General features: G+C 59.0%; 27 protein-coding genes and 1 pseudogene (1 of these 28 cut by a window edge). 15 read left to right on the forward strand and 13 right to left on the reverse strand.

Annotated features, from left to right (window positions below):
- Both HCU66_RS27575 and HCU66_RS20235 read left to right on the forward strand, forming a co-directional pair.
- Positions 1-104, forward strand: a pseudogene (locus tag HCU66_RS27575) (DUF6124 family protein); the annotation flags it as partial.
- A gap of 162 nt (positions 105-266) precedes the next feature.
- Positions 267-524, forward strand: a complete 258-nt coding sequence (locus tag HCU66_RS20235; protein ID WP_205890226.1) for a hypothetical protein — start codon at positions 267-269, stop codon at positions 522-524.
- An 83-nt stretch (positions 525-607) separates the two neighbouring features.
- Here HCU66_RS20235 and HCU66_RS20240 read toward each other — a convergent pair whose 3' ends face one another.
- The 5 genes from HCU66_RS20240 to norR all read right to left on the reverse strand — a co-directional run bounded on the left by HCU66_RS20240 (position 608) and on the right by norR (position 4,919).
- The gene (locus HCU66_RS20240) at positions 608-1,357 is read right to left on the reverse strand and encodes a YkgJ family cysteine cluster protein (RefSeq protein ID WP_205890228.1); all 750 of its coding nucleotides are present in this window, start codon (positions 1,355-1,357) and stop codon (positions 608-610) included.
- Between the two features lie 83 nt (positions 1,358-1,440).
- Positions 1,441-1,767 (reverse strand): hypothetical protein, encoded by a 327-nt coding sequence (locus HCU66_RS20245; protein ID WP_205890230.1) that lies wholly within the window; start codon positions 1,765-1,767, stop codon positions 1,441-1,443.
- Between the two features lie 91 nt (positions 1,768-1,858).
- Positions 1,859-2,317 (reverse strand): GNAT family N-acetyltransferase, encoded by a 459-nt coding sequence (locus HCU66_RS20250; protein ID WP_205890232.1) that lies wholly within the window; start codon positions 2,315-2,317, stop codon positions 1,859-1,861.
- A 27-nt stretch (positions 2,318-2,344) separates the two neighbouring features.
- Positions 2,345-3,247 carry a chemotaxis protein CheV gene (locus tag HCU66_RS20255; RefSeq protein ID WP_205890234.1) on the reverse strand — a complete coding sequence of 301 codons (903 nt, stop codon included), beginning with the start codon at positions 3,245-3,247 and terminating at the stop codon, positions 2,345-2,347.
- 118 nt (positions 3,248-3,365) lie between these two features.
- On the reverse strand, positions 3,366-4,919 hold the full coding sequence (gene norR / locus HCU66_RS20260) for a nitric oxide reductase transcriptional regulator NorR (RefSeq protein WP_205890236.1): 1,554 nt from the start codon (positions 4,917-4,919) through the stop codon (positions 3,366-3,368).
- A 147-nt stretch (positions 4,920-5,066) separates the two neighbouring features.
- Between norR and hmpA the strand changes: the two genes are divergently transcribed.
- The 9 genes from hmpA (at position 5,067) to HCU66_RS20305 (ending at position 13,895) form a co-directional block, all read left to right on the forward strand.
- Entirely contained in the window at positions 5,067-6,248 is a 1,182-nt protein-coding gene (hmpA, locus tag HCU66_RS20265; RefSeq protein WP_205890238.1) for an NO-inducible flavohemoprotein, read from the forward strand.
- Positions 6,249-6,400: 152 nt separating this feature from the next.
- Positions 6,401-6,961, forward strand: coding sequence for an ester cyclase (locus HCU66_RS20270; RefSeq protein ID WP_205890239.1), 561 nt, complete (start codon positions 6,401-6,403; stop codon positions 6,959-6,961).
- 25 nt (positions 6,962-6,986) lie between these two features.
- Complete coding sequence (locus HCU66_RS20275; RefSeq protein ID WP_205890241.1) at positions 6,987-7,496, forward strand: disulfide bond formation protein B; 510 nt, start codon at positions 6,987-6,989, stop codon at positions 7,494-7,496.
- Between the two features lie 829 nt (positions 7,497-8,325).
- The gene (gene cyoA, locus HCU66_RS20280; RefSeq protein WP_205890243.1) at positions 8,326-9,273 is read left to right on the forward strand and encodes a ubiquinol oxidase subunit II; all 948 of its coding nucleotides are present in this window, start codon (positions 8,326-8,328) and stop codon (positions 9,271-9,273) included.
- A 3-nt stretch (positions 9,274-9,276) separates the two neighbouring features.
- Positions 9,277-11,307 (forward strand): cytochrome o ubiquinol oxidase subunit I, encoded by a 2,031-nt coding sequence (cyoB, locus tag HCU66_RS20285; RefSeq protein ID WP_205890245.1) that lies wholly within the window; start codon positions 9,277-9,279, stop codon positions 11,305-11,307.
- A 3-nt stretch (positions 11,308-11,310) separates the two neighbouring features.
- Positions 11,311-11,937, forward strand: coding sequence for a cytochrome o ubiquinol oxidase subunit III (locus tag HCU66_RS20290; protein ID WP_008044529.1), 627 nt, complete (start codon positions 11,311-11,313; stop codon positions 11,935-11,937).
- Positions 11,938-12,273, forward strand: coding sequence for a cytochrome o ubiquinol oxidase subunit IV (gene cyoD, locus HCU66_RS20295; RefSeq protein ID WP_008025399.1), 336 nt, complete (start codon positions 11,938-11,940; stop codon positions 12,271-12,273). It abuts the gene before it with no gap.
- An 11-nt stretch (positions 12,274-12,284) separates the two neighbouring features.
- Positions 12,285-13,172, forward strand: coding sequence for a heme o synthase (cyoE, locus tag HCU66_RS20300; RefSeq protein WP_007941628.1), 888 nt, complete (start codon positions 12,285-12,287; stop codon positions 13,170-13,172).
- A gap of 87 nt (positions 13,173-13,259) precedes the next feature.
- Positions 13,260-13,895, forward strand: coding sequence for a LysE family translocator (locus HCU66_RS20305; RefSeq protein WP_205890247.1), 636 nt, complete (start codon positions 13,260-13,262; stop codon positions 13,893-13,895).
- A gap of 84 nt (positions 13,896-13,979) precedes the next feature.
- Here the strand turns inward: HCU66_RS20305 and HCU66_RS20310 are convergent, their stop codons facing one another.
- The 5 genes from HCU66_RS20310 to HCU66_RS20330 all read right to left on the reverse strand — a co-directional run bounded on the left by HCU66_RS20310 (position 13,980) and on the right by HCU66_RS20330 (position 18,397).
- Positions 13,980-14,258 (reverse strand): DUF3077 domain-containing protein, encoded by a 279-nt coding sequence (locus HCU66_RS20310; protein WP_205890249.1) that lies wholly within the window; start codon positions 14,256-14,258, stop codon positions 13,980-13,982.
- 479 nt (positions 14,259-14,737) lie between these two features.
- Positions 14,738-15,442, reverse strand: a complete 705-nt coding sequence (locus tag HCU66_RS20315) for a hypothetical protein (protein WP_205890251.1) — start codon at positions 15,440-15,442, stop codon at positions 14,738-14,740.
- A 136-nt stretch (positions 15,443-15,578) separates the two neighbouring features.
- The gene (locus tag HCU66_RS20320; RefSeq protein ID WP_205890304.1) at positions 15,579-16,094 is read right to left on the reverse strand and encodes a hypothetical protein; all 516 of its coding nucleotides are present in this window, start codon (positions 16,092-16,094) and stop codon (positions 15,579-15,581) included.
- A gap of 66 nt (positions 16,095-16,160) precedes the next feature.
- Positions 16,161-17,684 carry a sensor histidine kinase gene (locus tag HCU66_RS20325; RefSeq protein WP_205890253.1) on the reverse strand — a complete coding sequence of 508 codons (1,524 nt, stop codon included), beginning with the start codon at positions 17,682-17,684 and terminating at the stop codon, positions 16,161-16,163.
- Entirely contained in the window at positions 17,681-18,397 is a 717-nt protein-coding gene (locus HCU66_RS20330) for a response regulator transcription factor (protein ID WP_205890255.1), read from the reverse strand. The genes HCU66_RS20325 and HCU66_RS20330 overlap by 4 nt, the downstream gene beginning before the upstream one ends.
- A 153-nt stretch (positions 18,398-18,550) precedes the next feature.
- Here HCU66_RS20330 and msrB point away from each other — a divergent pair, with 153 nt between their 5' ends.
- From msrB to msrA, 3 genes are read left to right on the forward strand one after another with little or no spacing between them, the layout of a single operon-like run.
- The gene (gene msrB, locus HCU66_RS20335) at positions 18,551-19,066 is read left to right on the forward strand and encodes a peptide-methionine (R)-S-oxide reductase MsrB (protein ID WP_205890256.1); all 516 of its coding nucleotides are present in this window, start codon (positions 18,551-18,553) and stop codon (positions 19,064-19,066) included.
- A 43-nt stretch (positions 19,067-19,109) separates the two neighbouring features.
- Positions 19,110-20,918, forward strand: a complete 1,809-nt coding sequence (locus HCU66_RS20340) for a cytochrome c biogenesis protein DipZ (RefSeq protein WP_205890258.1) — start codon at positions 19,110-19,112, stop codon at positions 20,916-20,918.
- A 28-nt stretch (positions 20,919-20,946) separates the two neighbouring features.
- Entirely contained in the window at positions 20,947-21,654 is a 708-nt protein-coding gene (gene msrA / locus HCU66_RS20345; protein WP_205890261.1) for a peptide-methionine (S)-S-oxide reductase MsrA, read from the forward strand.
- 64 nt (positions 21,655-21,718) lie between these two features.
- Here msrA and HCU66_RS20350 read toward each other — a convergent pair whose 3' ends face one another.
- A complete protein-coding gene (locus HCU66_RS20350) occupies positions 21,719-22,624 on the reverse strand; it encodes a LysR family transcriptional regulator (RefSeq protein WP_205890263.1) in 906 nt (301 codons plus the stop codon).
- A gap of 102 nt (positions 22,625-22,726) precedes the next feature.
- On the opposite strand from HCU66_RS20350, the gene HCU66_RS20355 reads away from it, so the two are divergent.
- Positions 22,727-23,902 carry an aspartate aminotransferase family protein gene (locus tag HCU66_RS20355; RefSeq protein WP_205890265.1) on the forward strand — a complete coding sequence of 392 codons (1,176 nt, stop codon included), beginning with the start codon at positions 22,727-22,729 and terminating at the stop codon, positions 23,900-23,902.
- 26 nt (positions 23,903-23,928) lie between these two features.
- Here the strand turns inward: HCU66_RS20355 and HCU66_RS20360 are convergent, their stop codons facing one another.
- The gene (locus HCU66_RS20360) at positions 23,929-24,462 is read right to left on the reverse strand and encodes a P-loop NTPase family protein (RefSeq protein WP_205890267.1); all 534 of its coding nucleotides are present in this window, start codon (positions 24,460-24,462) and stop codon (positions 23,929-23,931) included.
- 16 nt (positions 24,463-24,478) lie between these two features.
- Positions 24,479-25,000, reverse strand: partial view of an alkaline phosphatase D family protein gene (locus HCU66_RS20365; RefSeq protein ID WP_205890270.1) — the 3' end only. The gene runs 1,410 nt beyond the window's last position; the window shows 522 of its 1,932 coding nt (coding positions 1,411-1,932); its start codon lies beyond the right edge, outside the window; the stop codon is at positions 24,479-24,481.

Genomic DNA, 25,000 nt, shown 5'->3' on the forward strand with positions numbered 1-25,000 from the left:
ACCTGACCGGCCCGCAGCGCTACACGGCGCTGGCGATTCAACAGAGCATCATGCTGGCGGAGCTGGCGGTGAACCGGGCGCTGGATAACGTCGATCCGGCGTAGACCGCGTTATCGTTCATCGCGAGCAGGCTCGCGATAGCGGTTGGTCAGTCGGCACAAAACCCGACTGACCAGCTGCAGCCTGCAGCCCCCGAGACAGGTATACTGCCGCCTTTCGCGGCTCGCCCACCGGGCCCGACTCTTTGAGCATCACCCGGAGCTTTCATGACTTCCCCGACACAACCGCCGGTTGCCGACGCTTTACGCGACGATCAGGCAGACCTGCCCGACAGCGTCGACTCCAGCGCAGACAGCGAAACCAGAGCAGCGATCCCGGCGTTCAAGTTTCCGTTCAAACCGGGTGAGTTGGCTGCCGCGAAAAGCGCCAGCCAGCCTTGGTACAAGAACGGCGCCAAGAATGGCCACACCAAGACCCCGGGTGCCGCGCCTCCCGGGACTCGTCGTTCGATGGGTAAGCGCTGAGTTTTTACCTGCGCGGTGCGTGATCTGCCGTCATCGCGAGCCTGCTCGCGATGAGGCCATTTAAATACGACACACCCTCTGGCTCAGGCCGCCCGCAACGAAATAAACGCATAGCTCAACGGTGCTTCAGTCACCACCTGTGCCCCGGCCGCCAGCACTTGCCCGGCGATATCATCGCCAGACACATGAAACACCCATTCCCCGCCCGACCCCGTCAGCGATTGCTGCGCCACCTGATCGATAACCATGGCAAACGCGGTCATGTCCGGTAGATAAGCGGTAAACCCATCGCCCTTCAGCGCTGTCGTCCGAATCCCCAATAGCGCGCAAATCGCATCCTTGGTCTGAATCTCATCGCGATCCGCCTGACGGGAGTGCTGGATCAATCCCGCGAGTTCCTGATCTACCAACTCACCGCCAACAATCAAATCCCGGCCTTTTTCCCACGACTCGGGCGGGCATTCCTTTAGCGCAGGGTTGAGGGGGATGTGCGGATTGATTTCCATCGGATAAATGCGGCACACCAGCGGTCGGCGTTCGTAGATGCGGCAAAGGTTGTCTTCGTCAAGATTCCGGCAAGGACCGACGTTGTAGGCAGCGAAGGTGATCGCCACGTGCGCCTCGCAGGTACCGCTGCGAACCACCACCGAGCGGCGTTCGGCGTGTTCGCGTTGCTGTGCTGGCAGGCCCAGGCCATTGGCGAGAAAGGCTTCCACCAGCACGATCACCTGACCGCCATCGGCCGCCCACATCCGGGCTTCGGCCAGTGTCAGGGGCACGTGGTGGTCGGTGCAGCATTTGCCACAACCTACGCAGGAAAACGGTGTATTCATTGAACGGCCAGCGACCTCTGAGGGCATGAAGTGGCGACAAAAAGCCACCGCAAAGGCCTGTGCCGAAGCAAGTTATGCGCCATTCACTGCGTTTTTGCCGTTGGGCGGATGGAGTCCCATTCGGTCACGTAAGCGGTTTTGCTTTTCTTGTTGTAGAGGCACAACTCGGTGCCTGGCTGGCCTTTCATGTGTTTTTGTGGGTACTGGCCTTGCAGCAGGAGTGCGGTGTAGCCGACGCGGTCATCGAACTGCGCGGCGTTGCCGACGGGTTTGCTGTTCTTCAGGCCGCTGGCTTTGGTGCAGCTGGCGAGTACGGCTTTGTCGTGGGCGGCCCAGGCGTCGGGGCTGGAGGCGTAGGCCTGGGTGGCGAGGGTGGTGAGGCAGAAGAAGGTCAGGGTGGTGGCTTTCATGGTTTGGGCATCCTTGGCGTGTAGTGGCCGAGGTCGGAGTATGCCTGATGGTTTGATGTGGTTAGCGTTGGCCTCTTCGCGGCAAACGGTGTCAGACAGGCACGGGCTCCCGGCGGACTACATACATCCCGGCGCTTTCATACAAGCGTTGCGCCCGAAGGTTGTCTTCCCGCACCTTCAAATCCACAAAACCTTCGCGGCGTTGTTGAAACACTTTGAAAGCATGGAGCAGCAGCGCACGGCCAAGTCCCAGGCCTTGAACGCGTGGGTGTACCACCAAATTCTTGATGTAGGCACTGGTCCAGCACTGGGCGACGCCGACAATCCCTTCGGCATCCCGGACGATGAAGCACAGGGTCGGATCGTATTCGGGATCGGTTTCAAACCGCTGTTGCCAGACCTCCAGTGCCGGTACGCGACCGCCGCCTTCCCGATAGCCCAGTTCCATCAAGTGATGAACGGCAGCGGCGAGTTCGGGACGGTACTCGATCAACTCAACGCCATTTGGCCAAGTGAACAGCGGCACACCCTCAACGAGGTTGCGCCGCATCAGCCAGCAAAACGCCTCGGCCAACCCTCAGTGACCTTGTTCGGCGACGGCCCTGGCCGCCTCGATCAGGCACTTGGTCAGTTCCGGCGAGGAGAACTTGGTCAACACCCCGTTGGCCCCGGCCAGTCGCGCCTTCTCGCTGTTCATTGCGCTGTCCAGCGACGTGTGCAGCAACACATAGAGGTGCGAGAAGTCCGGGGTTTCCCGCAAGGTGCGGGTGAAGGCATAGCCGTCCATCTCCGACATTTCGATGTCCGAGACGATCAGGTTGATCTGCTGGGCGGTGCCTTGCAGGTCCAGCAGGCAGTCGATGGCTTCCTTGGCGCTGCGGGCGGTGTGGCATTGCAGGCCGAGGTTGCGCAGGGTGTGCACCGATTGTTGCAGGGCGACCTGACTGTCATCGACCACCAGAATTCGTGCGTTCCCCAGTACTTCGGCGTCTTCCATGCTCAGTTCGACGGGGGCCATTTCGATTTGCACCGGGGCGATGCCATGGATGACCTTCTCGATGTCCAGCACTTGCACCAGCGTGCCGTCGACCGAGGTCACGCCGGTGATGTACGAGCGCACACCGCCGGAGCCAAAGGGCGGTGGACGGATGTCGGTGGTCAGGCAATGGACGATCTTGCTCACGGCCTGAACGTGCAGGCCCTGCTTGGAGCGGCTGACGTCAGTGACGATCAGGCAGCCGCCGTTCGGGTCTTCCAGCGGTCGTTCGCCGATGGCGCGGCTCAAGTCGATCACCGACAGCGACGCGCCGCGCAGGGTGGCGATGCCTTTGACGTGGGGGTGCGACTCCGGCAGCTTGGTCAGCGGCGGGCAGGGGATGATTTCGCTGACTTTCAGCAGGTTGATCGCCATCAGCTTGCCGCTGCGCAAGGTAAACAGCAGAAGCGAAAGTGAATCTGCGCGGGCTTTGTTGGAAGACATAAAAACCTTCTGTGGAAAAGGTGAGGCGATTATGAGCATCGCCAACAGCTATCGATGCCGGGTTATCGACTTGTTGGGGGCTGGCTTTAGCGCCAATAAAGGTTCGGACGATCTTTGCTTATTTCATGCCCAACCGCTTGGCCATCCGTCCAAGGTTCGCCCGATCCAGACCCAGCTCCCGCGCCGCGCTGGCCCAGTTGTGCTGGTGCCGTTCCAGGCACGCGCTGATCAGTTGGCGCTGATAGTGCTCGGTGGCTTCACGCAAATCTCCTGAAACCAACGCCGCCACCGGCACAGCAACCATGGGCTCTGGCGCGTGCTCAACAGCGCCATTGGGCAAATCCAGATCCGCCGCGCTCAAGCTGAGAATCTTCGGTCGTTGCGTGCAATTACCCAGCGCCTTCAACGCGCTGCGGCCAATCAAGTGCTCCAGCTCCCGTACGTTCCCCGGCCAACCATACCCCAACAACGCCGCTTGGGCATCGCTGGTCAGGCGCAGGCTGTTGAGGCCCATGCGTGAGCGGTTTTGCTCCAGGAAGTAGCCGCTGAGCAACAGTACATCCCGACCGCGATCCCGCAGCGCGGGCACCAGCAACGGGTAAACGCTCAGGCGATGATAGAAGTCGGCGCGGTAGCGACCGCTGCGCACTTCTTCGGCCAGGTCGCGGTTGGTCGCCGCGATCAGCCGCACATCGACCTGATGTTCCTTGTCCGACCCCAAGCGCTGCAATTGCCCGCTCTGCAGCACTCTGAGCAATTTGGCCTGCACTGTTAGCGACAGTTCGCCCACTTCGTCGAGGAACAGCGTACCGCCATTGGCCAGTTCGAACTTGCCGCGACGATCATTCAGCGCCCCGGTGAAGGCGCCACGCACATGGCCAAACAATTCGCTCTCCACCAGCGTGTCCGGCAAGGCGGCGCAGTTGAGGCTGATGATCGGTTGGTCGGCCCGGGGCGATGCCGCGTGGATGGCCTGGGCCACCAGCTCTTTGCCGACCCCGGTTTCGCCGGTGATCAGCACCGTCAGATCGCTGCCGCCCACCAGGTTGATCTCTTCCATCAAGCGTTTGTAAGCCTTGCTCTGGCCGATCATTTCGCGGGTTTGCTGGCCGCTGGCCTGGCGGTAAACCTCGGCGCGCTGGTGTTCGTCTTCGGCGCGATTGGCCAGTCGTTCGATGCGCTCGGCGGCATTGACCGTGGCGGCGGCGAGGCTGGCGAAGGCTTGCAGGGCGTCGAGTTCGATCGGTTCGAAACGTTCGGGGGCGAGGGCGTCGAGGGTCAGCAAACCCCATGGCCGCTCGTCAATGAACAGCGGGCAGCCCATGCAGTCGTGGACTTCCAGGTGATCGTGCAGACCCTCGACCAGGCCGTCGTAAGGGTCGGGCAAATCGCTGTCGGCGGCGAAGCGGGTCGGGCCGGGACTGCTGAGCAAGACTTCGAAGCGCGGGTGTTCGCTGACCTTGAAGCGTCGGCCGAGGGTGTCGGTGCTCAACCCGTCCACGGCCAGCGGCACCAGCCATTCGCCGTCGAGTCGCAGCAGGGCGGCGGCATCGCAAGGGAGCAGGGCGCGCATGGCTTCGAGCAGGCGCCGGTAGCGCTCGCCTTCGGGCAGTTCGCGGGACAGGTCGGAGACCAGGGGCAGCAGGGTCGTGAGCAGTAATTTTGCAGTCATAATGACTCCGTGTAGTCGATGTGACTATAAAACCATGTGTGTCTATATGACTACTTTGTTTTTAACTATTTGATTTATATGGATTTAGTTGTTGGCATGGAAACTGATAAGCAAAGGGTATTCATATAAAGCTCAGGAGTTGCTCTTATGCTTAGCGTTCAAGACCGTGCCATCATCAAATCCACCGTGCCGTTGCTGGAAAGCGGTGGCGAAGCGTTGATCACGCACTTCTACCGCATGATGCTCTCCGAATACCCGGAGGTCCGTCCGCTGTTCAACCAGGCACACCAGGCCAGCGGCGATCAACCTCGCGCCTTGGCCAACGGTGTATTGATGTACGCGCGGCACATCGACCAGCTCGATCAGTTGGGCGACCTGGTGGCCAAGATCATCAACAAGCACGTGGCCCTGCAAATCCTCCCGGAACATTATCCGATCGTGGGCAGCTGCCTGTTGCGGGCAATCTCTGAAGTGCTGGGCGACGAAATTGCCACGCCTGAAGTGATGAGCGCCTGGGGCGCGGCCTACGGCCAATTGGCCGAGATCCTGATCGGTGCCGAAGCCAGCATTTACGACCAGAAGGCACAGGCGCCGGGTGGCTGGCGTGGGGCGCGGGAATTCATCGTGGCGGCCAAGGTCCAGGAGAGCGCGGAAATTATCTCGTTCTACTTCGAACCGGCGGACAAAGGCCCGATTCTCGCCGCCGAGCCTGGCCAGTACATCGGCATGAAACTGATCCTCGATGGCGAAGAAATCCGCCGCAACTATTCGCTGTCGGCGCTGGCCAACAAGGGCCAGTACCGCATCAGCGTCAAGCGCGAAACCGGCGGCCGCGCCTCCAACCATTTGCACGATCAACTGCATGTCGGCGCCAGCATCATGCTGTTCCCGCCAGCGGGCGATTTCACCCTGACCGCCAGCGATAAACCGCTGGTGCTGATCAGTGGCGGCGTCGGCATCACTCCGACGCTGGCGATGCTCGAAGCGGCGCTGGAGACAGAGCGGCCGGTGCACTTTATCCACTGCGCGCGCAACGGCAGCGTTCATGCCTTCCGCGACTGGATCGACGGGCTGGCCGAGCGTCATCCGCAGCTCAAGCGTTTCTATTGCTATGCCGAAGACGATGGCGTCAGCCCGGCGGCGGACAAGGTTGGCCTGTTGAGCCAGGCGCAACTCGGCGAGTGGTTGCCGCAGCAGCGCGATGTGGATGCTTATTTCCTGGGGCCTAAAGGCTTCATGGCGGCGATCAAGCGTCACCTCAAGGCCTTGGGTGTGCCGGAGAAGCAAAGCCGTTACGAGTTCTTCGGGCCGGCTGCGGCGTTGGAGTAAGCGGTTGCGGCGACTCGGGAGACCGAGTCGCCTTCATCGCGGTCTTGATTCGTAAAAAACGCTTAAAGGTTAATCCGTTCTTAACCGGTTTATCGTTTATTCCCCGATGCTGATGATAGGCGCTCGTTCGTTTACATGATCAGGATCGCCCCATGACTCACATCACCTTCTCCCGCCGTTTATCCCTGGCCGGCTTCAGCCTGACGGCTGCACTGCTGGCCAGTCCATTTGCCTCGGCCGAACCCGCCTTGCTCCAGCCGCAAACCCTGGTCGTCGATCAGAGCTTGCCCCAAGCGCAGCGCGATTCCATGGCGTTGGCGGCCAGACGTTACGCCAGCTTCTGGAACACCGGGGAGGAGGCGTTGGCTAAGGTGGCCTTGTCGGAACAGTTCGTCGACAAGACCCCGCCTGAAGGCCGGGTTCAAGGGCCGACCGGGCCGTTATTGGCATCGAAGTTCTTTCGCACGGCGGTGCCGGATCTGAGCTGCGAGATCGAGCAAATGATCATCGCCGGCGATCGGGTGGTGGTGCATTTGCACTTTCGCGGACACTTCACCGGCCCGTTCAAGGCTCTCAAAGGTCAGGGCCAGCGTGTAGACTTCCGGGCAACCGATATCTATCAGATCGACAACGGTCGCATTGCGGCCAATTGGCATATCGAAGACAACATCAGCCTGGTGCAGCAGCTGCAAGCGCAGCCACCGGCGAGCTGATTCATGGACACAGAAGGGAAACGCGATGAGCGAGGAAACAATGCGGTTGGGACGTGAGCGGCGCTATCTGGTGCTGCTGGGCATTATCTGTCTGGCGCTGATCGGTGGCGCGCTGTACATGCAAGTGGCGCTGGGCGAGGCACCGTGCCCGTTATGCATCCTGCAGCGCTACGCGTTGTTGCTGATCGCGCTCTTTGCCTTTATCGGCGCGGCAATGCGCACCCGCCGCAGCATCACGCTGTTCGAAGCGTTGGTGGTGATCAGCGCCATCGCAGGCGCCGGAGTGGCCGGGCATCACGTCTATACCCAGTTGTACCCGGAGGTCAGCTGCGGCATCGATGTGCTGCAACCGATCGTCGACGGCTTGCCGCTGGCGAAGGTCTTCCCGCTGGGCTTCCAGGTCGATGGTTTCTGCTCCACGCCGTACCCGCCGATCCTCGGTTTGTCCCTGGCACAGTGGGCGCTGGTGGCGTTCGTGCTGATCGTGGTGCTGGTGCCGCTGCTCACTTCGCGTAACCGCAAAGCGCTGCGCTGAGGCTGTTCGTCGTACCGTTGCCTGAAACAAAAAAACGCCTCGGTCCTCGTTAAGAGGCCGGGGCGTTTTGCCTGTTCAGGGGGGCACGCAAAATGACCTTGATGCACGACAAGGAAGGGTGCGACATGTGTGCGACACGTTGTCACAGCTTGGGTGTCGCAAGGCCTTTCAAGACGCTGAATCGGGGCACCGTCATGCACCCAAAACGGGTTCTGCAAGCCGCTGGCTGTTTCAGTGCTCATCCGCTGAAACAGGCAGTTTTAACAGCGCCTGGCAAATGGCCAAATCCCTTGTTGCATAGGGGGTAGAGCAGGGTCGAAGGCGGGCGCAGAGCCCTGGAAGCTGTCTGAATTTCGCGTGTTACACCTACATTTTTTGGTGTTTTTGTTGAGAATTAATTTCGATACCATGGCTCACTTTTGCAAAAATCGACATTGATTGTTGTTGGAACGGATAAAAATTATTTCGGGATAAGACATGGTTTATGAATCGCGACATATCTACAATCGCCCGCACTGAATTCCCGGCACTGCTCACCCTGACTCAGGTGCATGAGCAGAACCAGGGTGTCGAGAGGCCTGATGGCTTCATGCGACTCCCGGGTGTCGGTGCCTTCCGACTATCCGCACCAAATGGAATTGGTCTGTAACAAGGCCCTTGACCACGAATTCGAATAAGAACACATCGCAGGCCCAGGAATTGTCGAACAGCGTCTGACGCGCGACGGGCAAGCCCTTATTCAATCCAAGAAAATGCCAACCCTTGGCAGGGTGAAGTGTTGGCGATCAAAACCCAACTGCATTGCGCAAGCTGCTTTAGAGGTCGTGAGATGAGTAAAAACAGGTACCCCAGACTACTAGGCTTATTGCCGCTGCTCGGCACGTTGTTGCTGGGAGGCTGCAACATGACCTTGCTCGATCCCAAGGGCCAGGTCGGCCTGGATGAGCGAAACCTGATCATCACCGCAACGCTGCTGATGCTGTTGGTCGTTGTGCCGGTCATCGTCATGACGTTCCTGTTCGCCTGGAAATACCGTGCTTCCAACAAGGACGCCGTCTACACGCCAAAATGGTCCCACTCCACCAAGATTGAAATCGCGGTGTGGACTATTCCGGTACTGATCATCATTGCCCTGGGTTACATCACCTACAAGTCGACCCACGCCCTGGACCCATACAAGCCGCTGGAATCCGACGTCAAGCCGATCACCATTGAAGTGGTCGCGCTGGACTGGAAGTGGATGTTCATCTATCCGGAGCAAGGCATCGCCACGGTCAACAAGATCGTGTTCCCGGCGCACACGCCGATCAACTTCAAGGTGACGTCCGACTCCGTGATGAACTCGTTCTTCATCCCGGCCCTGGGCGGCCAGATCTACGCGATGGCCGGCATGCAGACCAAACTGCACCTGATCGCCAACCAGAATGCTGAAATGGACGGTATCTCCGCCAACTACAGCGGCGCAGGTTTCACCGGCATGAAGTTCAAAGCTATCGCCACCTCTCAGGAAGATTTCGACGCCTGGGTAAGCGAAGTCAAAAAGGCACCTAAACAGCTTGAAAAAGCTGAATACGAAGCCCTTTCCAAGCCAAGCCAGAACAACCCAGTCGAGCTCTACTCCTCGGTCACGCCGAACCTGTTCCAGATCATCGTCGACAAGTACGAAGGCATGAAACCGGGCAAGCCGATGCACCACGAGAAGAAAGAGAAGGAAGTGGCGCACAACATGGAAGGGATGGACATGAGTTCGCATTCAGCTGCCGGGGCAGAGGAGTAAACGATGTTTGGTAAATTAAGTTGGGAAGCGGTCCCGTTCCACGAACCGATCGTGATGGTGACCCTCGCCATGATCGCGCTCGGTGGTCTGGCGCTGTTCGCTGCAATCACCTACTTCAAGAAGTGGACCTATTTGTGGACCGAGTGGTTGACCTCGGTCGACCACAAGAAAATCGGCGTGATGTACATCATCGTCGCCATGGTCATGCTGCTGCGTGGTTTTGCCGACGCCATCATGATGCGTACCCAGTTGGCCATGGCCACCGAGGGTTCGCCTGGCTATCTGCCGCCTGAACACTATGACCAGATCTTCACCGCTCACGGTGTGATCATGATCATCTTCATGGCGATGCCATTCTTCACCGGCCTGATGAACCTTGCAGTGCCGCTGCAGATCGGCGCCCGTGACGTTGCCTACCCGTTCCTGAACTCCCTGAGCTTCTGGCTGCTGGTATCGGGCGTGGTGCTGATCAACCTGTCCCTGGGCGTTGGCGAATTCGCCAAGACCGGTTGGGTTGCCTATCCGCCGCTGTCGGGCCTGCAATACAGCCCGGGCGTGGGGATGGATTACTACATCTGGGCGCTGCAGCTATCCGGGTTGGGTACGACGCTGACGGGGGTCAACTTCCTGGCCACCGTGCTGAAAATGCGTACCCCTGGCATGAAGCTGATGGACATGCCGATCTTCACCTGGACCTGCACCTGGGCCAACGTCCTGATCGTGGCTTCGTTCCCGATCCTGACCGCCACCCTGGCTTTGCTGACGCTTGACCGTTACATGGATTTCCACATTTTCACCAATGAACTTGGTGGCAATCCGATGATGTACGTCAACCTGTTCTGGGCTTGGGGTCACCCCGAGGTTTACATCCTGATTCTGCCGGCGTTCGGGATCTTCTCCGAAGTCATCTCGACCTTCACCGGCAAGCGTCTGTTCGGCCACCACTCGATGGTTTACGCCAGTGGCGCGATCTCGATCCTGGGCTTCATGGTCTGGCTGCACCACTTCTTCACCATGGGTTCGGGTGCCAGCGTCAACGCCTTCTTCGGTCTGGCGACGATGCTGATTTCGATCCCGACGGGTGTGAAGCTATTCAACTGGCTGTTCACCATCTACCAGGGCCGTCTGCGTTTTACCAGCCAGGTGCTGTGGACCCTGGGCTTCATGGTGACCTTCGCCATCGGCGGCATGACCGGCGTACTGCTGGCCATCCCGGGTGCTGACTTCGTGCTGCACAACAGCCTGTTCGTGATCGCGCACTTCCATAACGTGATCATCGGCGGCGCGGTTTTCGGTTACATCGCAGGTTTCGCGTTCTATTTCCCGAAAGCGTTCGGCTTCAAGCTGCACGAAGGCTGGGGCAAGGCAGCGTTCTGGTTCTGGATCACCGGCTTCTTCGTCGCGTTCATGCCGCTCTATGCACTGGGCTTCATGGGCATGACCCGTCGTCTGAACGCCACCACCAACCCTGAGTGGGTACCGTACCTGTACGTTGCCATGTTCGGTGCGGTGATGATCGCTGTCGGTATCGCCTGCCAGCTGATCCAGTTGTATGTCAGCGTGCGTGACCGCAACAAGCCAGAAAACATGTGCGAACACGGCGACCCGTGGAATGCCCATACGCTGGAATGGTCGACCTCGTCGCCACCACCGTTCTACAACTTTGCCGTGCTGCCAAAAGCCGAAGGCATCGATCCGTTCACCGAAGCCAAGGAAAACGGTACCGCGTACAAGGCTCCGGCCAAGTACGAACCGATCCACATGCCAAACAACACCGCCACTGGTGTGGTCATGGGGGCTCTGTTGACTGTGTTCGGTTTCGCGATGATCTGGCACATCTGGTGGTTGGCCATCGTCAGTCTGGTTGGCACCGTGGGCTACTTCGTGATCCACGCTGCACGCGATGATCAAGGCTATATGGTGCCGGTCGACGTAATCGAGCGCATCGAAGCCGAGCAGCACAAGCGTCTGGTAGCGGCCGGGAAAATTCCAGCCACCGCCACCCGTGTTGAAACCTCGTTGGAACAGGCTTAAACCATGTCGAACTTAGTGACCAATGCTGGACACACCCATGTCGATGGACATGGGCATGATGACCATCACCACGACTCGGGCGAGATGACCGTATTCGGTTTCTGGCTCTACCTGATGACCGACTGCATTCTGTTTGCGTCGATCTTCGCGGCGTACGCGGTACTGGTTAACAACGTAGCGGGTGGCCCGTCGGGCCACGACATCTTCGAGCTGCCATACGTACTGGGCGAAACCGCTCTGCTGCTGTTCAGCTCGATCACCTACGGCTTCGCCATGCTGGCGTTGTTCAAGGGCAAGAAGAACCAGGTCCTGGGCTGGCTGGCCATGACCTTCCTGTTCGGCGCCGGCTTCATCGGCATGGAAATCAACGAGTTCCACGTGTTGATCTCCGAGGGCTTCGGTCCTAGCCGCAGCGGCTTCCTGTCCGGGTTCTTCACCCTGGTCGGCACCCACGGTCTGCACGTGACCAGCGGTCTGATCTGGATGGCGATCATGATGTATCAGGTGCAGAAAAACGGCCTGACGGCAACCAACAAGACCCGTCTGAGCTGCCTGAGCCTGTTCTGGCACTTCCTGGACGTGGTGTGGATCTGCGTATTCACCGTTGTTTATCTGATGGGGACTATGTAAATGGCTAACGCTCATTCCCATGACAGCCACGACGCCGGCCACGGCAGCGTCAAGTCTTACGCTATCGGCTTCATCCTGTCGGTGATCCTGACCGTCATTCCTTTCGGCCTGGTGATGTACCCGTCGCTGCCCAAAGCCCTGACCCTGTGGATCGTACTGGCCTTCGCAGTGATCCAGGTGCTGGTGCACCTGGTGTACTTCCTCCACCTGGACCGTTCCGCCGCGCAGCGTAACAACGTGATTGCGTTCGTTTTTGCCGCGATCGTGATTGTCCTGCTGGTTGGCCTGTCGCTGTGGATCATGTTCAGCATCCACACCAACATGATGGCGCACTGAGGTAAGTCCGGATGTCCTTTAAGCACTTTATCCAAATCACCAAACCGGGGATCATTTTCGGTAACGTGCTTTCTGTGGCAGGCGGATTTTTCCTGGCCTCCAAAGGGCATGTCGATCTGGCCATTTTCCTGGCCGCGATGATCGGCACGTCCCTGGTCGTGGCTTCCGGTTGTGTGTTCAACAACTGCATCGACCGCGACATCGACCTGAAGATGGAGCGCACCAAGAACCGGGTGCTGGTCCAGGGCTTGATCTCCCTGAAACTGGCCCTGGCCTATGCGACCGTCCTGGGTGTTGCCGGCGTTGCGTTGCTGTACAAGGTGGCCAACCCGTTGGCCGCGTTGTTCGCGGTGATCGGCTTTGTCATCTACGTCGGCTTCTACAGCCTGTACCTCAAGCGCAAGTCGGTTCACGGCACGCTGGTGGGCAGCCTGTCGGGGGCGATGCCGCCGGTGATCGGTTACGTCGCAGTCAGCAATAACTTCGACATGGCCGCACTGACGTTGCTGGTGATGTTCAGCCTGTGGCAGATGCCGCATTCCTACGCCATCGCGATCTTCCGCTTCAACGATTACCTGGCCGCATCGATTCCGGTGCTGCCGGTGAAGCGCGGTATTGAAGTGGCCAAGAAACACATCCTGCTCTACATCCTGGCCTTCCTCGTGGCGACCTTGATGCTGACCTTCAGCGGCTACGCCGGCATGAGCTACCTCGCCGTCGCCGCAGCCATGGGCATGTACTGGCTGTACATGGCCTGGACCGGTTACAAGGCAGTGGATGACACGGTCTGGGCACGCAAGCTGTTCGTGTTCTCGATCTTCACCATTACTGCCTTGAGCGTGATGATGTCTTTGGACTTCAAAGTGCCGAGTGAGTTGTTGCTGACGTACGCGCCTTAAGCGTCGGATGCTGTAAGAAAAGCCCCGCCCTTTGAGAGAAGGGTGGGGCTTTTTGTTTCGGGTCAGGATTAAGTATCGTGAAGGGAAATGGAATCAGAGGGCAAGGACGTGCAGGATTTTCAGCGATCTCTATTATTTTCAGTCGTGTTGTCGATCACCTTTGGGCCGATTGCCTTGATTATATTGAGGCAGTCCATCTTGCATGGACGATTGAGCGCCGTACCTGGCGCGTTCGGAGCGGCCTTGGCGGACGCACTGTATGCCGCAGTCGCGTTGATGGGGGTAGCGCTGATCAAAACCTTTGTATTGGGCTATTTGGATCTTCTGACAGTTGCCTCAATAGCCTACCTCTTCTATTTGGGTGTAAAGATCACTGCATCCTCTGATTCGACAATGAGCGTCACACGCCAATCAGGTTTTTTCTCTGTGTTTGCGTTAACGCTGAGCAATCCGTTGACCATTGTGGCAATCACCTCTTATGTCATCGCTAATCACTCAGACGAAGCGACGGTTAACGTGCCTCTTTCGCTCGCTGGTTTTTTCATCGGTAGTCTTGCCTGCCAGATGGTGTATGTATTCGGGGGCGATGTTATTGGAAGGGCATTGTCTGGAAGGAAAAACATTCGCCTATTGAATTGGTCTAGTGGCCTTTGTCTGATCGTTTTCTCTTTATGGAAACTTCAAGACTTCATCAGGGCTAAACCGTTTTTGTGGGCGGGCTGAGTTATTGATGCCGACAGGCTTTGACTTAGTATCAGAGGCTGCACAAAAAGCCCCGCCTTCAAGAGAAGAGCGGGGCTTTTTCGTTCACGCGTGGTTGTTACACGGTGCTTCGAGCACCTTCACCACATCATCGATGATCGCCTTGCTCAGACCCTGCAAGTAATGCGAGGCCCAGGCATGTCGGTCGGTGTCGCGAACCATCGCCGCGTCTGATGCGAGGAGTTTGGCGACGTGGAGCAGGTCGGAGGCGTGGGAGAGGGCTTCGATCACCGGAACTCCGGCGTTGATGCGGAACAAAGGTGTGTTGGCGTGGAAGGAGAAGTGGGTGAGGCCGATGGTTTTCAGGTCTTGGGGATTGGTCATTGGGCACCTCCGGTGGTTGGGCGGTGGTGGTTTATGGCCAATGGAAAAGACGGAATGAATGCGTTCATTGCAACTCCTATAGTTCATTGGAGCTGCCACGTTCGTTATCAGGCGAATGGGTGGCAGCTGTACGCAGGCTGATAAACCGGTTATAGGCACCCGGCAGACCCGAAGGTCTCCCACGCACAGCCGCCATTGCACGATTTTGCAGGCATAAAAAAACGCCGACAATCGTGATTTGGGCGCTGAGGCACCTATATGTTACCCGGGTTATCAGGCCCGGTCGCTGAATTGGCAGCGACGGTTTGAGGTTAGCGGGCAAGGGTAGGGCGCACAATCGTAGCGACGTACTGGCCTGTGTAAGATTTTGTGTGCGGTTTGAGAGGGCGTGCAGCACCTGAATCGAGTGCCAATCCCAGGCGTACAGGCAAAAAAATCCCCACTCTGATGGCGGGGATTTTTGTGTGCAGCGTTTAGCGTTACTGCGCGGCGATGCTGTAGCCGTTGAACGCGGTTTGCTGCTGAAGCGCGGTGATGATGTTCTTGCGGTTGACCGCTTGTTCGGTCCCGGCATTATCCAGGAACGTTTCGCTTTCCAGCTCCGCTTCTTCGCCTTCGCCGACGAACGTGAAGCCCAGGAACTCCAGCGCTTCACGGTCAACGTTCAGGCGCGAGCGCGGGGTGCGCAGGGGCAGGGTGACGCTGATGCCGTCCTTGCTGATGGTGAACACTTCGACTTCTTTCTTGGCGCGAACCGCTTTGCTCTTGCCGCTGCTTGGGTTGCTGATGGCTTGGTGAGTCTGGTTCAGCACTTTCAGCGCCAGGCCATAAACGATTTCCTGGAACGCTGGGTCGTCCTTGAAACTGGACAGAATGCGGCTGATCGGGAATTTGCTGCTCAGGTCTTCCAGGGCGGCAATGTCGGCCGCTTCGGCGTCTTTCAATTGCTTGAGTTCGCCCATCAATTCGTAGGCTTTATCGTCGTCGAAGCTGTCATGAGCCTGGCGAATCGCGGCGCGCAGTTCGCGGATCTGGTCGCTTTCCCGGGTGGATTGAAAAGCGTCCAGCACCATCTCGCTGATGGTCTTGGCCTGAGGCACGTGTTGTGAAAGATTGATGGAGTTTTCGTATTCCGCTTTGGACGACAAGGTGACTACGGATTCAGCGGTATTGGAATCGGACATTGAAATTTCACTACTTCTTTAACTTGGATTGAGGCGAGAAAGCACGGGGCCTTTTCAGGCCGCCTAATCTATTGGACCAGCGCTGCGTTGTCACGGATGAACCGGTGGTTGGTCAGCATTTTTGGTGAGAGCGCTTTTAGCCGACTGATATCTGTGGGCGTTTTGCCTGGAGTGTCTGCAGCACCCGATAAAATTTCACCGCCCGACCGCTGATCAAGCCGCAGACAAACCCTGACGCCGAAGCCTTGAGCAGCAACATCTCAACCGTGACGGCGAACTCCGGATGCACCTCATCCTGATAGCCGAAGTAATAGTTCACGGCAAAAAACAGCAGGTAGAGCACCAGTGTTTTAACCGTGCCCGGCACGATCAGCCCGGTTTGCGGATCATCCAGCTCAATACCCTTGTGCGCAAATACAACCAGTGCCATGAGGCTGCCCATAATGACGGCGGCCAACCAGCAGCCAATCGATAGTTGAGGGTTCAGCGTCAGGTTCAGCGAGTACAACGACCAGCCGAGCAAAAGCGGTGGAGTGACAAGCAACGACGTTTTGCTTTCATGGGTTGGGGATAAGGCTTTGACGCCGTAGTAACAGAGCAGCAGAAAGATCGCATAAACCCATAGCGGGGTGTTTTGCAGGATATTGGGCATTACGTAGTATCCGTGCCGGGAATGAAGAGTCCGGATATTAGCTGCTGCCATGGCCGAGGCTATCGACTATTTCCCCATCGAATTCATATTCATCGAACGAGTCATCCACTGCTCCGCCGTTTGCTCATCCATCGGCAAGGAGAAGCGAAAGGTCGCGCCGCGTCCCGGCACATCGATCAGCTCGATCTCGCGACCGTGCAATTGCAGGATCCGGTGCACGATCCGCAGTCCCAGCCCGCCATCGCGCCGTGCGCCACCAATGTTGAACGGACGCAGGAACAGACCTTCGCGCATTTCGGGTTCGATGCCGGGGCCGGTGTCGCTGACAGTCACTTCGATAAAAGCCCCTTGAGGGCGGAGGCTGAGTTCGATTTCTCCACCTTGGGGAGTGTGGCGCAGGGCATTGTCGAACAGGTTGCTCAGCACCCGCTCGATTAGCCCCAGGTCGGCGCAGGCCACGGCGACGTTGGGGGCGAAGGTGGCCTTGAGTTCGATCTGGCGCGCTTCGGCGCTGAGTTCGAATTTCTGAAAGATGTCCTGCACCAGATCGGTCAGGGAGAAGCGCTCCAGCACCGGTTGCACGAAACCGTGTTCCAGCCGCACCAGTTCCAGCAACGATTGCGCCAGGCCGCCGACCTTGCGGCTCTGATCCAGGGCGATCCCCAGATAACGGCGGCGATCGGCGGGGGACAATGTGGCGTCCTTGAGCGACAGGGTTTCCAGGTAACCGTGCAGCGACGCCAGCGGTGTGCGCAGGTCGTGGGAGATGTTGGCCACCAGTTCGCGACGCTCCTGATCCTGACGGGTCAGCGAGCGCCATTGCTCTCTGAGGCGCGCTTGCATCTGCCGGAAGGCGGCGTCGAGTACGGCGATTTCATCGTGGCTGGCGGCCTTTTCTGCCGGCTCCGGTTCAGGTTCGGGCGAAGCGGTCGGAACGCCGTTGATATCGAACTGACTGACTTTCTCGGTCAAACGACGCAATGGTCGGGTGATCAGGGCAAATGCCGTGAGGCCGGCAATCAGGCACAGCAACGCCACCAGCCCGATGGACCACAACGCGGTATTGAGCGCCGCGCTGGTGGCGCCGCGCTCGGCGAAGCGGTCGTGTTCCTCGCTGAGCAACACCACGTAGAGATAACCGGCCGGCTGCCCGTTGACCCGCAAAGGTGCGGCGCTGAATACCTTGCGACCCTCGACGCTGCGCGGATCGTCGCCGAGAATCGGCAATGCCTCGCCTTTGAGCAGACGCTGGATCGGCGCCAGATCGACCTGCTCCCGGCGTATCCGGCCCTCGGGCGCGGCGCTGCCGACAATTCGGCCCCCGGTGTCCAGCAGATAGACCTCGACACTGGGATTGACCAGCATCAGCTGACTGAACAGTTCACGCACGGCATTGGGCATCGGGCCGTTGCGGTCCATCAGCACCGTGTCGTGGGCGATGTGTTGCGCCAGGTCCCGCGACAAGCCTTGCACCACTTCCAGTTCATGCATCTGGTTGGAGCGAACCTGCATCCATACCGAGGTGCCGCTGCACGCCAGCAACAGCACGGCGAACACCAGAGACAGGCGTTGGGTCAGGGTCAGCCTCATGGCTGCTCTCCGCTTGCTGCGAATTTGTAGCCACGGCCCCATACCGTGAGGATGCGCGCCGGTTGCGCCGGATCGGCCTCGATCTTGGCCCGCAGGCGGTTGATGTGAGTATTGACCGTGTGTTCGTAACCTTCGTGACTGTAGCCCCACACTGCGTTGAGCAGGTCCATGCGCGAGAAGACCTTGCCGGGTTGGCGGACGAAGAAGTACAGCAGGTCGAACTCCCGCGGCGTGAGGTCAAGCCGCCGGCCGTCGAGGGAGACTTCGCGGGTGATCGGGTCGATGGACAGGCCATCGCTGATCAGACCGCCGGCATCCATTTTCAGGTTGCGGGCCATGGCGTCGACCCGTCGCAGCAATGCCTTGACCCGCGCCACCAGCTCGAGCATGGAAAAGGGTTTGGCCAGGTAATCGTCAGCGCCCAGCTCCAACCCCAGAATCCGATGGACTTCGCTGGAGCGCGCACTGGTGATGATGATCGGTGTGTAGCGGGCCATGGCCCGGGCGCGGCGGCAGATTTCCAGGCCGTCGACGCCGGGCAGCATCAGGTCGAGGATCAGTGCGTCCCAGCTTCCTTGCTGCAGCAGTCGCATGCCCTCATCGCCGTCGGCGCAGTGCACCACCTCGAACTGCTCATCGCGAAGATGCAGGCAGATGAGGTCGGCGATATGCAGGTCGTCCTCGACCACCAGCACGCGTTTGGTCTGTTCCATGGAGCTCGATCCTTTGTGACGCAATGAACACATTGTGCGGGTTTTCCTGAGGTTGAGTTATCACGAATTATTTAACTCCTCGTGAGGATTTGGCGATCAACTCAAGCCTAGGCTGTGTTCCATGCAAGGCACCTGGAATTTTGGAGAAAGGCCATGTTTTCACGGCGACAGTTTCTTGTAGCGAGCGGCGGGCTGGGGGCTGCAGCCCTGGTGATGGGTGTATTGCCAAAATTTTCCACAGGCGTCGAACTGGTCGATGAGGCCCACGCGCAGGAGATTTTCGAGGTGACTCACAGCGACAGTGAATGGCGCGCCCTGCTCAGCGCCGAGCAGTACGAGATCCTGCGCGAAGAGGGCACTGAACGGGCCTACAGCAGCCCGCTGAACAACGAGCATCGCAAGGGCATTTTTGCCTGCGCCGGGTGTGGTCTGCCGTTGTTTTCTTCCGACACCAAGTTTGACAGTCGCACCGGTTGGCCGAGCTTCTGGGCTCCGCTGGACAATGCGGTGGCCACTCGGCAGGACCGGACCTTCGGCATGCTGCGCGAAGAGGTCCACTGCCGTCGTTGCGGCGGTCATCTGGGTCATGTTTTCGAAGACGGGCCAAAGCCCACCGGTCTGCGCTACTGCATGAACGGCCTGGCGCTGACTTTCAAGCCACAGGCGTAATCCATGGGCACTTCCTTTCACTCACTTCACTCAGGTCGACGTTATGTGGCTTCTGGTCCTCGCTTATCTCGGTGGTGTGCTGACGATCGTCAGCCCGTGCATTCTGCCGGTATTGCCCTTTGTCTTCGCTCGCACCGGGCAGCCGTTTATGAAGGGTGGCTTGCCGCTGCTGGCGGGGATGGCGCTGACCTTCGCGCTCGTCGCCTCGTTGGCGGCGGTGGGCGGCGGTTGGGTGGTGCAAGCCAATCAGTACGGTCGCTGGCTCGCGTTGCTGTTCGTGGCACTGTTCGGGCTGACGCTGTTGCTGCCACGGTTGGCCGAGCGGCTGACGCGTCCATTGGTGGCGGCCGGCGGTCGGTTGTCGGAAGCCGCGGGCGTCGATGCCCGGCCGCGTCCCGGCGCTTCATTGCTGATCGGCGTCGCCACGGGCCTGCTCTGGGCACCCTGCGCCGGGCCGATTCTCGGCTTGCTGCTGACTGGCGCGGCGCTGCAAGGGGCAAGCATCGCGACCACCCTGTTGCTACTGGCTTACGCGGCCGGTGCCGCCACTTCTCTCGCCGCGGCACTGCTGCTGGGCGGTAAAGTCTTCGCCGCGATGAAGCGCTCGATAGGCGCTGGCGAGTGGCTACGTCGAGGCCTGGGCGTCGCGATGCTGGTCGGTGTAGTGGCTATTGCCCTGGGGCTGGACACCGGGATTCTGGCGCGGATTTCGACGGCATCCACCGGTGGAATCGAACAGGCGCTGGTCAACCGATTGGCCAGTAAGACATCGGCCGGCAGCGGGACGATGATGGCGCAGATTCCTCGGGCCGGCGATCAACCCGCCGGCAGCATGATGGCCGCTGGCGACGCCATGAAAATGACCGCGAAGACACCGGCCGCGCTGCCGATTGAAGGTAACCTTCCGTCCCTGGACGGCGCTGTGCAATGGCTCAACTCGCCCCCACTCACCGCCCAGGCGTTGAAGGGCAAGGTTGTGTTGGTGGATTTCTGGACTTACTCCTGCATCAACTGCCTGCGCACTCTGCCGTATGTGAAGGCCTGGGCCGAGAAGTATCACGATCAGGGGTTGGTGGTGATCGGTGTCCACGCGCCCGAGTTTGCCTTCGAACGGGATGTGGGCAATGTCACCAAAGCCATGAAGGACCTGGGCATCACCTACCCGGTGGCCATCGATAATGACTACAAGATCTGGCGTGCTTTCAACAACCAATACTGGCCGGCCCATTACTTTGCCGATGCGCAGGGACGCATTCGTTATCACCATTTTGGTGAAGGCAAGTACGCCGAATCCGAGCGAGTGATTCAGCAACTGTTGCGTGAGGCGGGGGGCGCGAAAGTTGCGGATGGGCTGATCAATGCCAACGCTCAGGGTGTTCAACTCGCCGCGGACATGAATGAAGTGCAATCGCCGGAAACCTATGTCGGCTATCGGCGGGCGGAGCATTTCGTTGCTGAAACCGGTCTGGTTCCGGATAAGGCGACTGCCTATAACCCACCGTCACAACTGGCCCTGAATGACTGGAGCCTGGGTGGCCAATGGACTGTCGGTCCGGAGCGGGCTGTCTCGATCGCAGCGGACAGTCGCATCGTCTATCGCTTTCACGCTCGCGACCTGCACTTGGTGTTGGGCCCTGGTGCTGACGGCAAACCGGTGCGTTTCAAAGTGTTGATTGACGGCAAGCCCCCTGGTGATGCCCACGGTATCGACGTCGCGCCCGATGGCAGCGGCAGCGTCACCGAACAGCGGTTGTATCAACTGGTGCGTCAGACCGCAGGCGTAAAGGACCGGACATTCAGCATCGAGTTTCTCGATCCGGGTGTGTCGGCGTATGCGTTTACCTTTGGTTGATAGCCCCCATTCATTCAGGAGACAGCCCATGAAAACCCCATTCAACTGGCATCGTACCCTGCTGGGTTTGGCCGCCGCCGGCGTTATCGGTCAGTGTTCTGCGTTCTCTTTCGGAGGCGCCGAAGAGGCGGTCATCATCCCCGCGCCGACGCTCGACGAAACCACCCAGGCGCACAGCGAAACGGCGGTTTTTGCCGGCGGTTGTTTCTGGGGCGTCCAAGGCGTGTTTCAGCATGTCAAAGGGGTGAAGAATGCTGTTTCCGGTTATGCCGGTGGCGCAGCCGATACCGCTCAGTACGAGCGGGTTAGCGCAGGCAATACCGGTCATGCGGAGGTCGTGGAAGTCACTTTCGATCCCGCTCAAGTCAGCTACGGTACGTTGCTGCAGATCTATTTTTCGGTGGCCCACAACCCTACCGAACTCAACCGCCAAGGCCCGGACACCGGCACCCAGTATAGATCGGCTCTTTTCCCGAAAAACGCCGAACAGCAACGCGTCGCCCAGGCCTACATCAGCCAGCTCAACGCTGCCCATTCGTTCAATAAACCGATTGTCACCAAGCTGGAAAGCTACAACGGTTTCTACCCGGCAGAGGAGGAACATCAGGACTTCTTGACCGAGCACCCGACGTACCCCTACATCGTGATCAATGATCTGCCGAAAGTGAGGCAGTTGAAGCAGCTATATCCGGATCGCTACCAGGAAAAACCAGTGTTGGTGAAAGCGGGCATGTAGGCAGGCGGCTGACGGGACGGAGTCGCTTCACCCCGAAATCGATTAGTTCATGGCGTATTGCCCCCTAGTGCTTGCCCCACCGCTGCAGTGCAAAATCGACGAAGCTGCGCAGTTTCGGCAAACGGTAGCGGTCCTGGGCGTACACCAGGTTCATCGGTCGACTCGGCAGTTGGTAGTCCTGCATCAGGGCCACCAGTTTTCCGTCCTGAAGGTCCTGCTCCACCAACGCATCGGGCACCATCACGATGCCCATGCCGGTTCGCGCCGCTTGATGCAGCCCCGCCGAGCTGTTGATCAGCATCGGTCCGCTGACCGCCACCATGACTTCGCCTTCGGGTCCCTTCAGGCGCCATTGCTTGGCGACCGAATGCCAGTCATCTCCGGCCGGGTAGGCGAAGGCCAGGCAGTCATGGTGTTGCAGGTCGGCGGGTTTTTCCGGTGTGCCTCGCCGCGCAAGGTAGTCCTTCGATGCGCACAGGGTCATTGTGTAGTCGATGAGTGGACGAGAAATCATGTTGGACAGTTCGGTGGTGCCCAAACGAATTGCCACGTCGAAACCGTTGTCGAGCAGGTCCAGGCGCTGGTTGGTCAAAACGACGTCGAGTTTGACTTGCGGCCAGCGCAGACTGAATTCGCTCAGCGCTGGCGCCAGCCGTTCGGTGCCGAAGGTCAGTGGGGCGGTGATGCGCAGGGTGCCGCTGGGTTCGTCGAGTGTCTGTTCGGCCATGCGTTCGGAATCGGCCACCAACCCCAGCACTTCAAGACAACGCTGATAGTACGCCGTGCCGAATTCCGTCAGCCGCTGGCGCCGTGTCGTACGGTTGAGCAGGCGAACACCCAGGCGTTGCTCCAGAGCCCGCAGATGATTGCCGACCATGGTTGTGGACATTTCGCACTGCAAAGCGGCGGCGGTCATGCTGCCGGTTTCCACCACTCTTACGTAAACGGTCATTGCCTGGAACAAATCCATTATCAAGCTCTGCTTTAAAATGATTGAAGTGTTGCAGCGTTTATCCATCTCAGGTGGCTAACCATACTGCAAAAACACCGACTATTAATGGAGCTTGATGTCATGACCGCCGCCTGCCTGATGAGCACTTACCAACCCTTGGCCCTGAGTTTCAGCAAAGGCCTGGGCACTCGCCTGTGGGATCAGGCCGGTCGTGAATACCTGGATGCGGTGGCGGGCGTGGCGGTGACTAACGTCGGCCATTCCCATCCGCGAATCGTGTCGGCCATCAGCGAACAGGCCGGGTTGTTGTTGCACACCTCCAACCTGTACAGCATCGACTGGCAACAGAAACTGGCGCAGAAACTGGTTCAGCTGTCTGGCATGGATCGGGCGTTCTTCAACAACTCCGGCGCCGAAGCCAACGAAACCGCGCTGAAACTCGCGCGGCTTTACGGTTGGCACAAAGGCATCGAGCAGCCGCTGGTGGTGGTTATGGAAAATGCTTTTCACGGCCGGACCCTCGGCACCTTGTCCGCCAGCGATGGCCCGGCGGTGCGCCTGGGGTTTAACGAATTGCCGGGGGACTTCATCAAAGTGCCGTTCGGCGACCTCGCGGCCTTGGAGACGGCGCTGAAAGCCCACGGCCCGCGCATCGTGGCGGTCCTGATGGAACCGATTCAAGGCGAAAGCGGTGTGCAAATGGCGCCGCCCGGTTATCTCAAAGCGGTGCGCGAACTGTGCAACCGGCGCGCCTGGTTAATGATGCTCGATGAAATCCAGACCGGCATCGGCCGTACCGGCCAGTGGTTTGCGTTTCAGCACGAAGGCGTTGTTCCGGACATCATGACGCTGGCCAAAGGCTTGGGCAACGGGGTTCCCATCGGTGCCTGTCTGGCCCGGGGCAAAGCAGCCGACCTGTTCACCCCCGGCAGCCACGGCAGTACGTTCGGCGGTAATCCGCTGGCATGCCGGGTGGGCTGCACCGTGCTGGAGATTATCGAGGAACAAGGCCTATTGGAAAACGCCAGACTACAAGGCGAACGCCTGCTTGCCAGATTGCGCGTCGAACTGGCCGACAATCCGAGCGTCTTGGCTATCCGCGGGCAGGGCTTGATGATCGGTATCGAACTCGCCCATCCGATCCGCGACCTGACCCTGATTGCGGCACGGGATCACGGCTTGCTGATTAACGTGACACGGGGCAAGACCATTCGCCTGCTACCACCGCTGACGATCGATGAGCGGGAGGTGGAAATGGTTGTCAGAGGGGTGGGGCGGGCGGTGAAAGCGGCCTGACATTTTCTGGATAGACGCCGTTTTCCTTACAGAATCGGCGTCTCCGTGAGTGGAGTAACGAAAGCGGTGACTTCAGCCCGGCTCATCAGTTGAAGTTTTGAACCGCTAAACCCATCAAACAAACGCTGATGCGCGGCAAACCCGCTGGACCCTTCGCCAGTACGGTAGCTACCGGCCCATTCCAGTAACGCCATCAGCAACTCATCATCCTCGTCCCGCTTCGCTTCTCGCTGGCGAATGTTGTTCACGCAGTCTTCGTCCTCCAGACACAGCCAGATCAGTGCTGTGGCCTGCTCCACAAGTTCGCTGACTATCCAGTCGTAAACACCCTCGATAACCCAGTGCTCCTCGCTCGCCGCCACCCGAGCCATGTCCAAGGCTTCGGCGCGGGGACGGGCGATGCTGTGTTCATCGGATACCCAGTGAATCAGGTCGAGATCAATCCAGGGCACTTGCAGATGCTCGGCCAGTCGTTTGGCCAGCCAGCTTTTGCCCGAACCGGAGTTGCCGATGATCAGGGTGCGGGTGAGATTCATGGACGCTGGGTAATGATTGCTCATGGTCATTCGTGCAAAGTCAGTCAGCCGCTTCGGAAATTTCAGGCGCAATCATCCGCGTCTTCGGCGATCCATCCGCATTGAATTGATAAATATCTTGCGGTTGGCCCTTTTCATTGAAGAACACTTGGCCGATCCCTGCCGAGTTCCACAGCCGTTCTCCCGCTTCGGCGTGTTCGGGAGTGTGCGGAACAATGCGCATGCGTCGGCGTTTGGTCAGCCAGTTAAGGGGCGAGCGGGGCGAGTAGAGCCAACGGTTGAGGCGGTCGAACCATTCGAGCAGGGCGGGCGGGAATTCGTTTTTGATGCCGCTGCTGGTGATCTGCCAGATGCGCGGGCCGGCCTTGTGGTGTCGGATCAATACTTCGTAAACGAAGGAATAATGCACATCGCCAGACAGCACCACGTAGTTACCGGGTGTGCGGGAGTGTCGGAAAATATTCAGGATTACCTGGGCTGCGCCACGATGGGCCATCCAGTTTTCGGCGTCCACCAGCAGTGGATATCCACACCAACTGAATACACGCTGCACGGTCTCGAT

The sequence above is a fragment of the Pseudomonas frederiksbergensis genome, from assembly GCF_017114915.1.
GTDB lineage: Bacteria > Pseudomonadota > Gammaproteobacteria > Pseudomonadales > Pseudomonadaceae > Aquipseudomonas > Aquipseudomonas frederiksbergensis_I.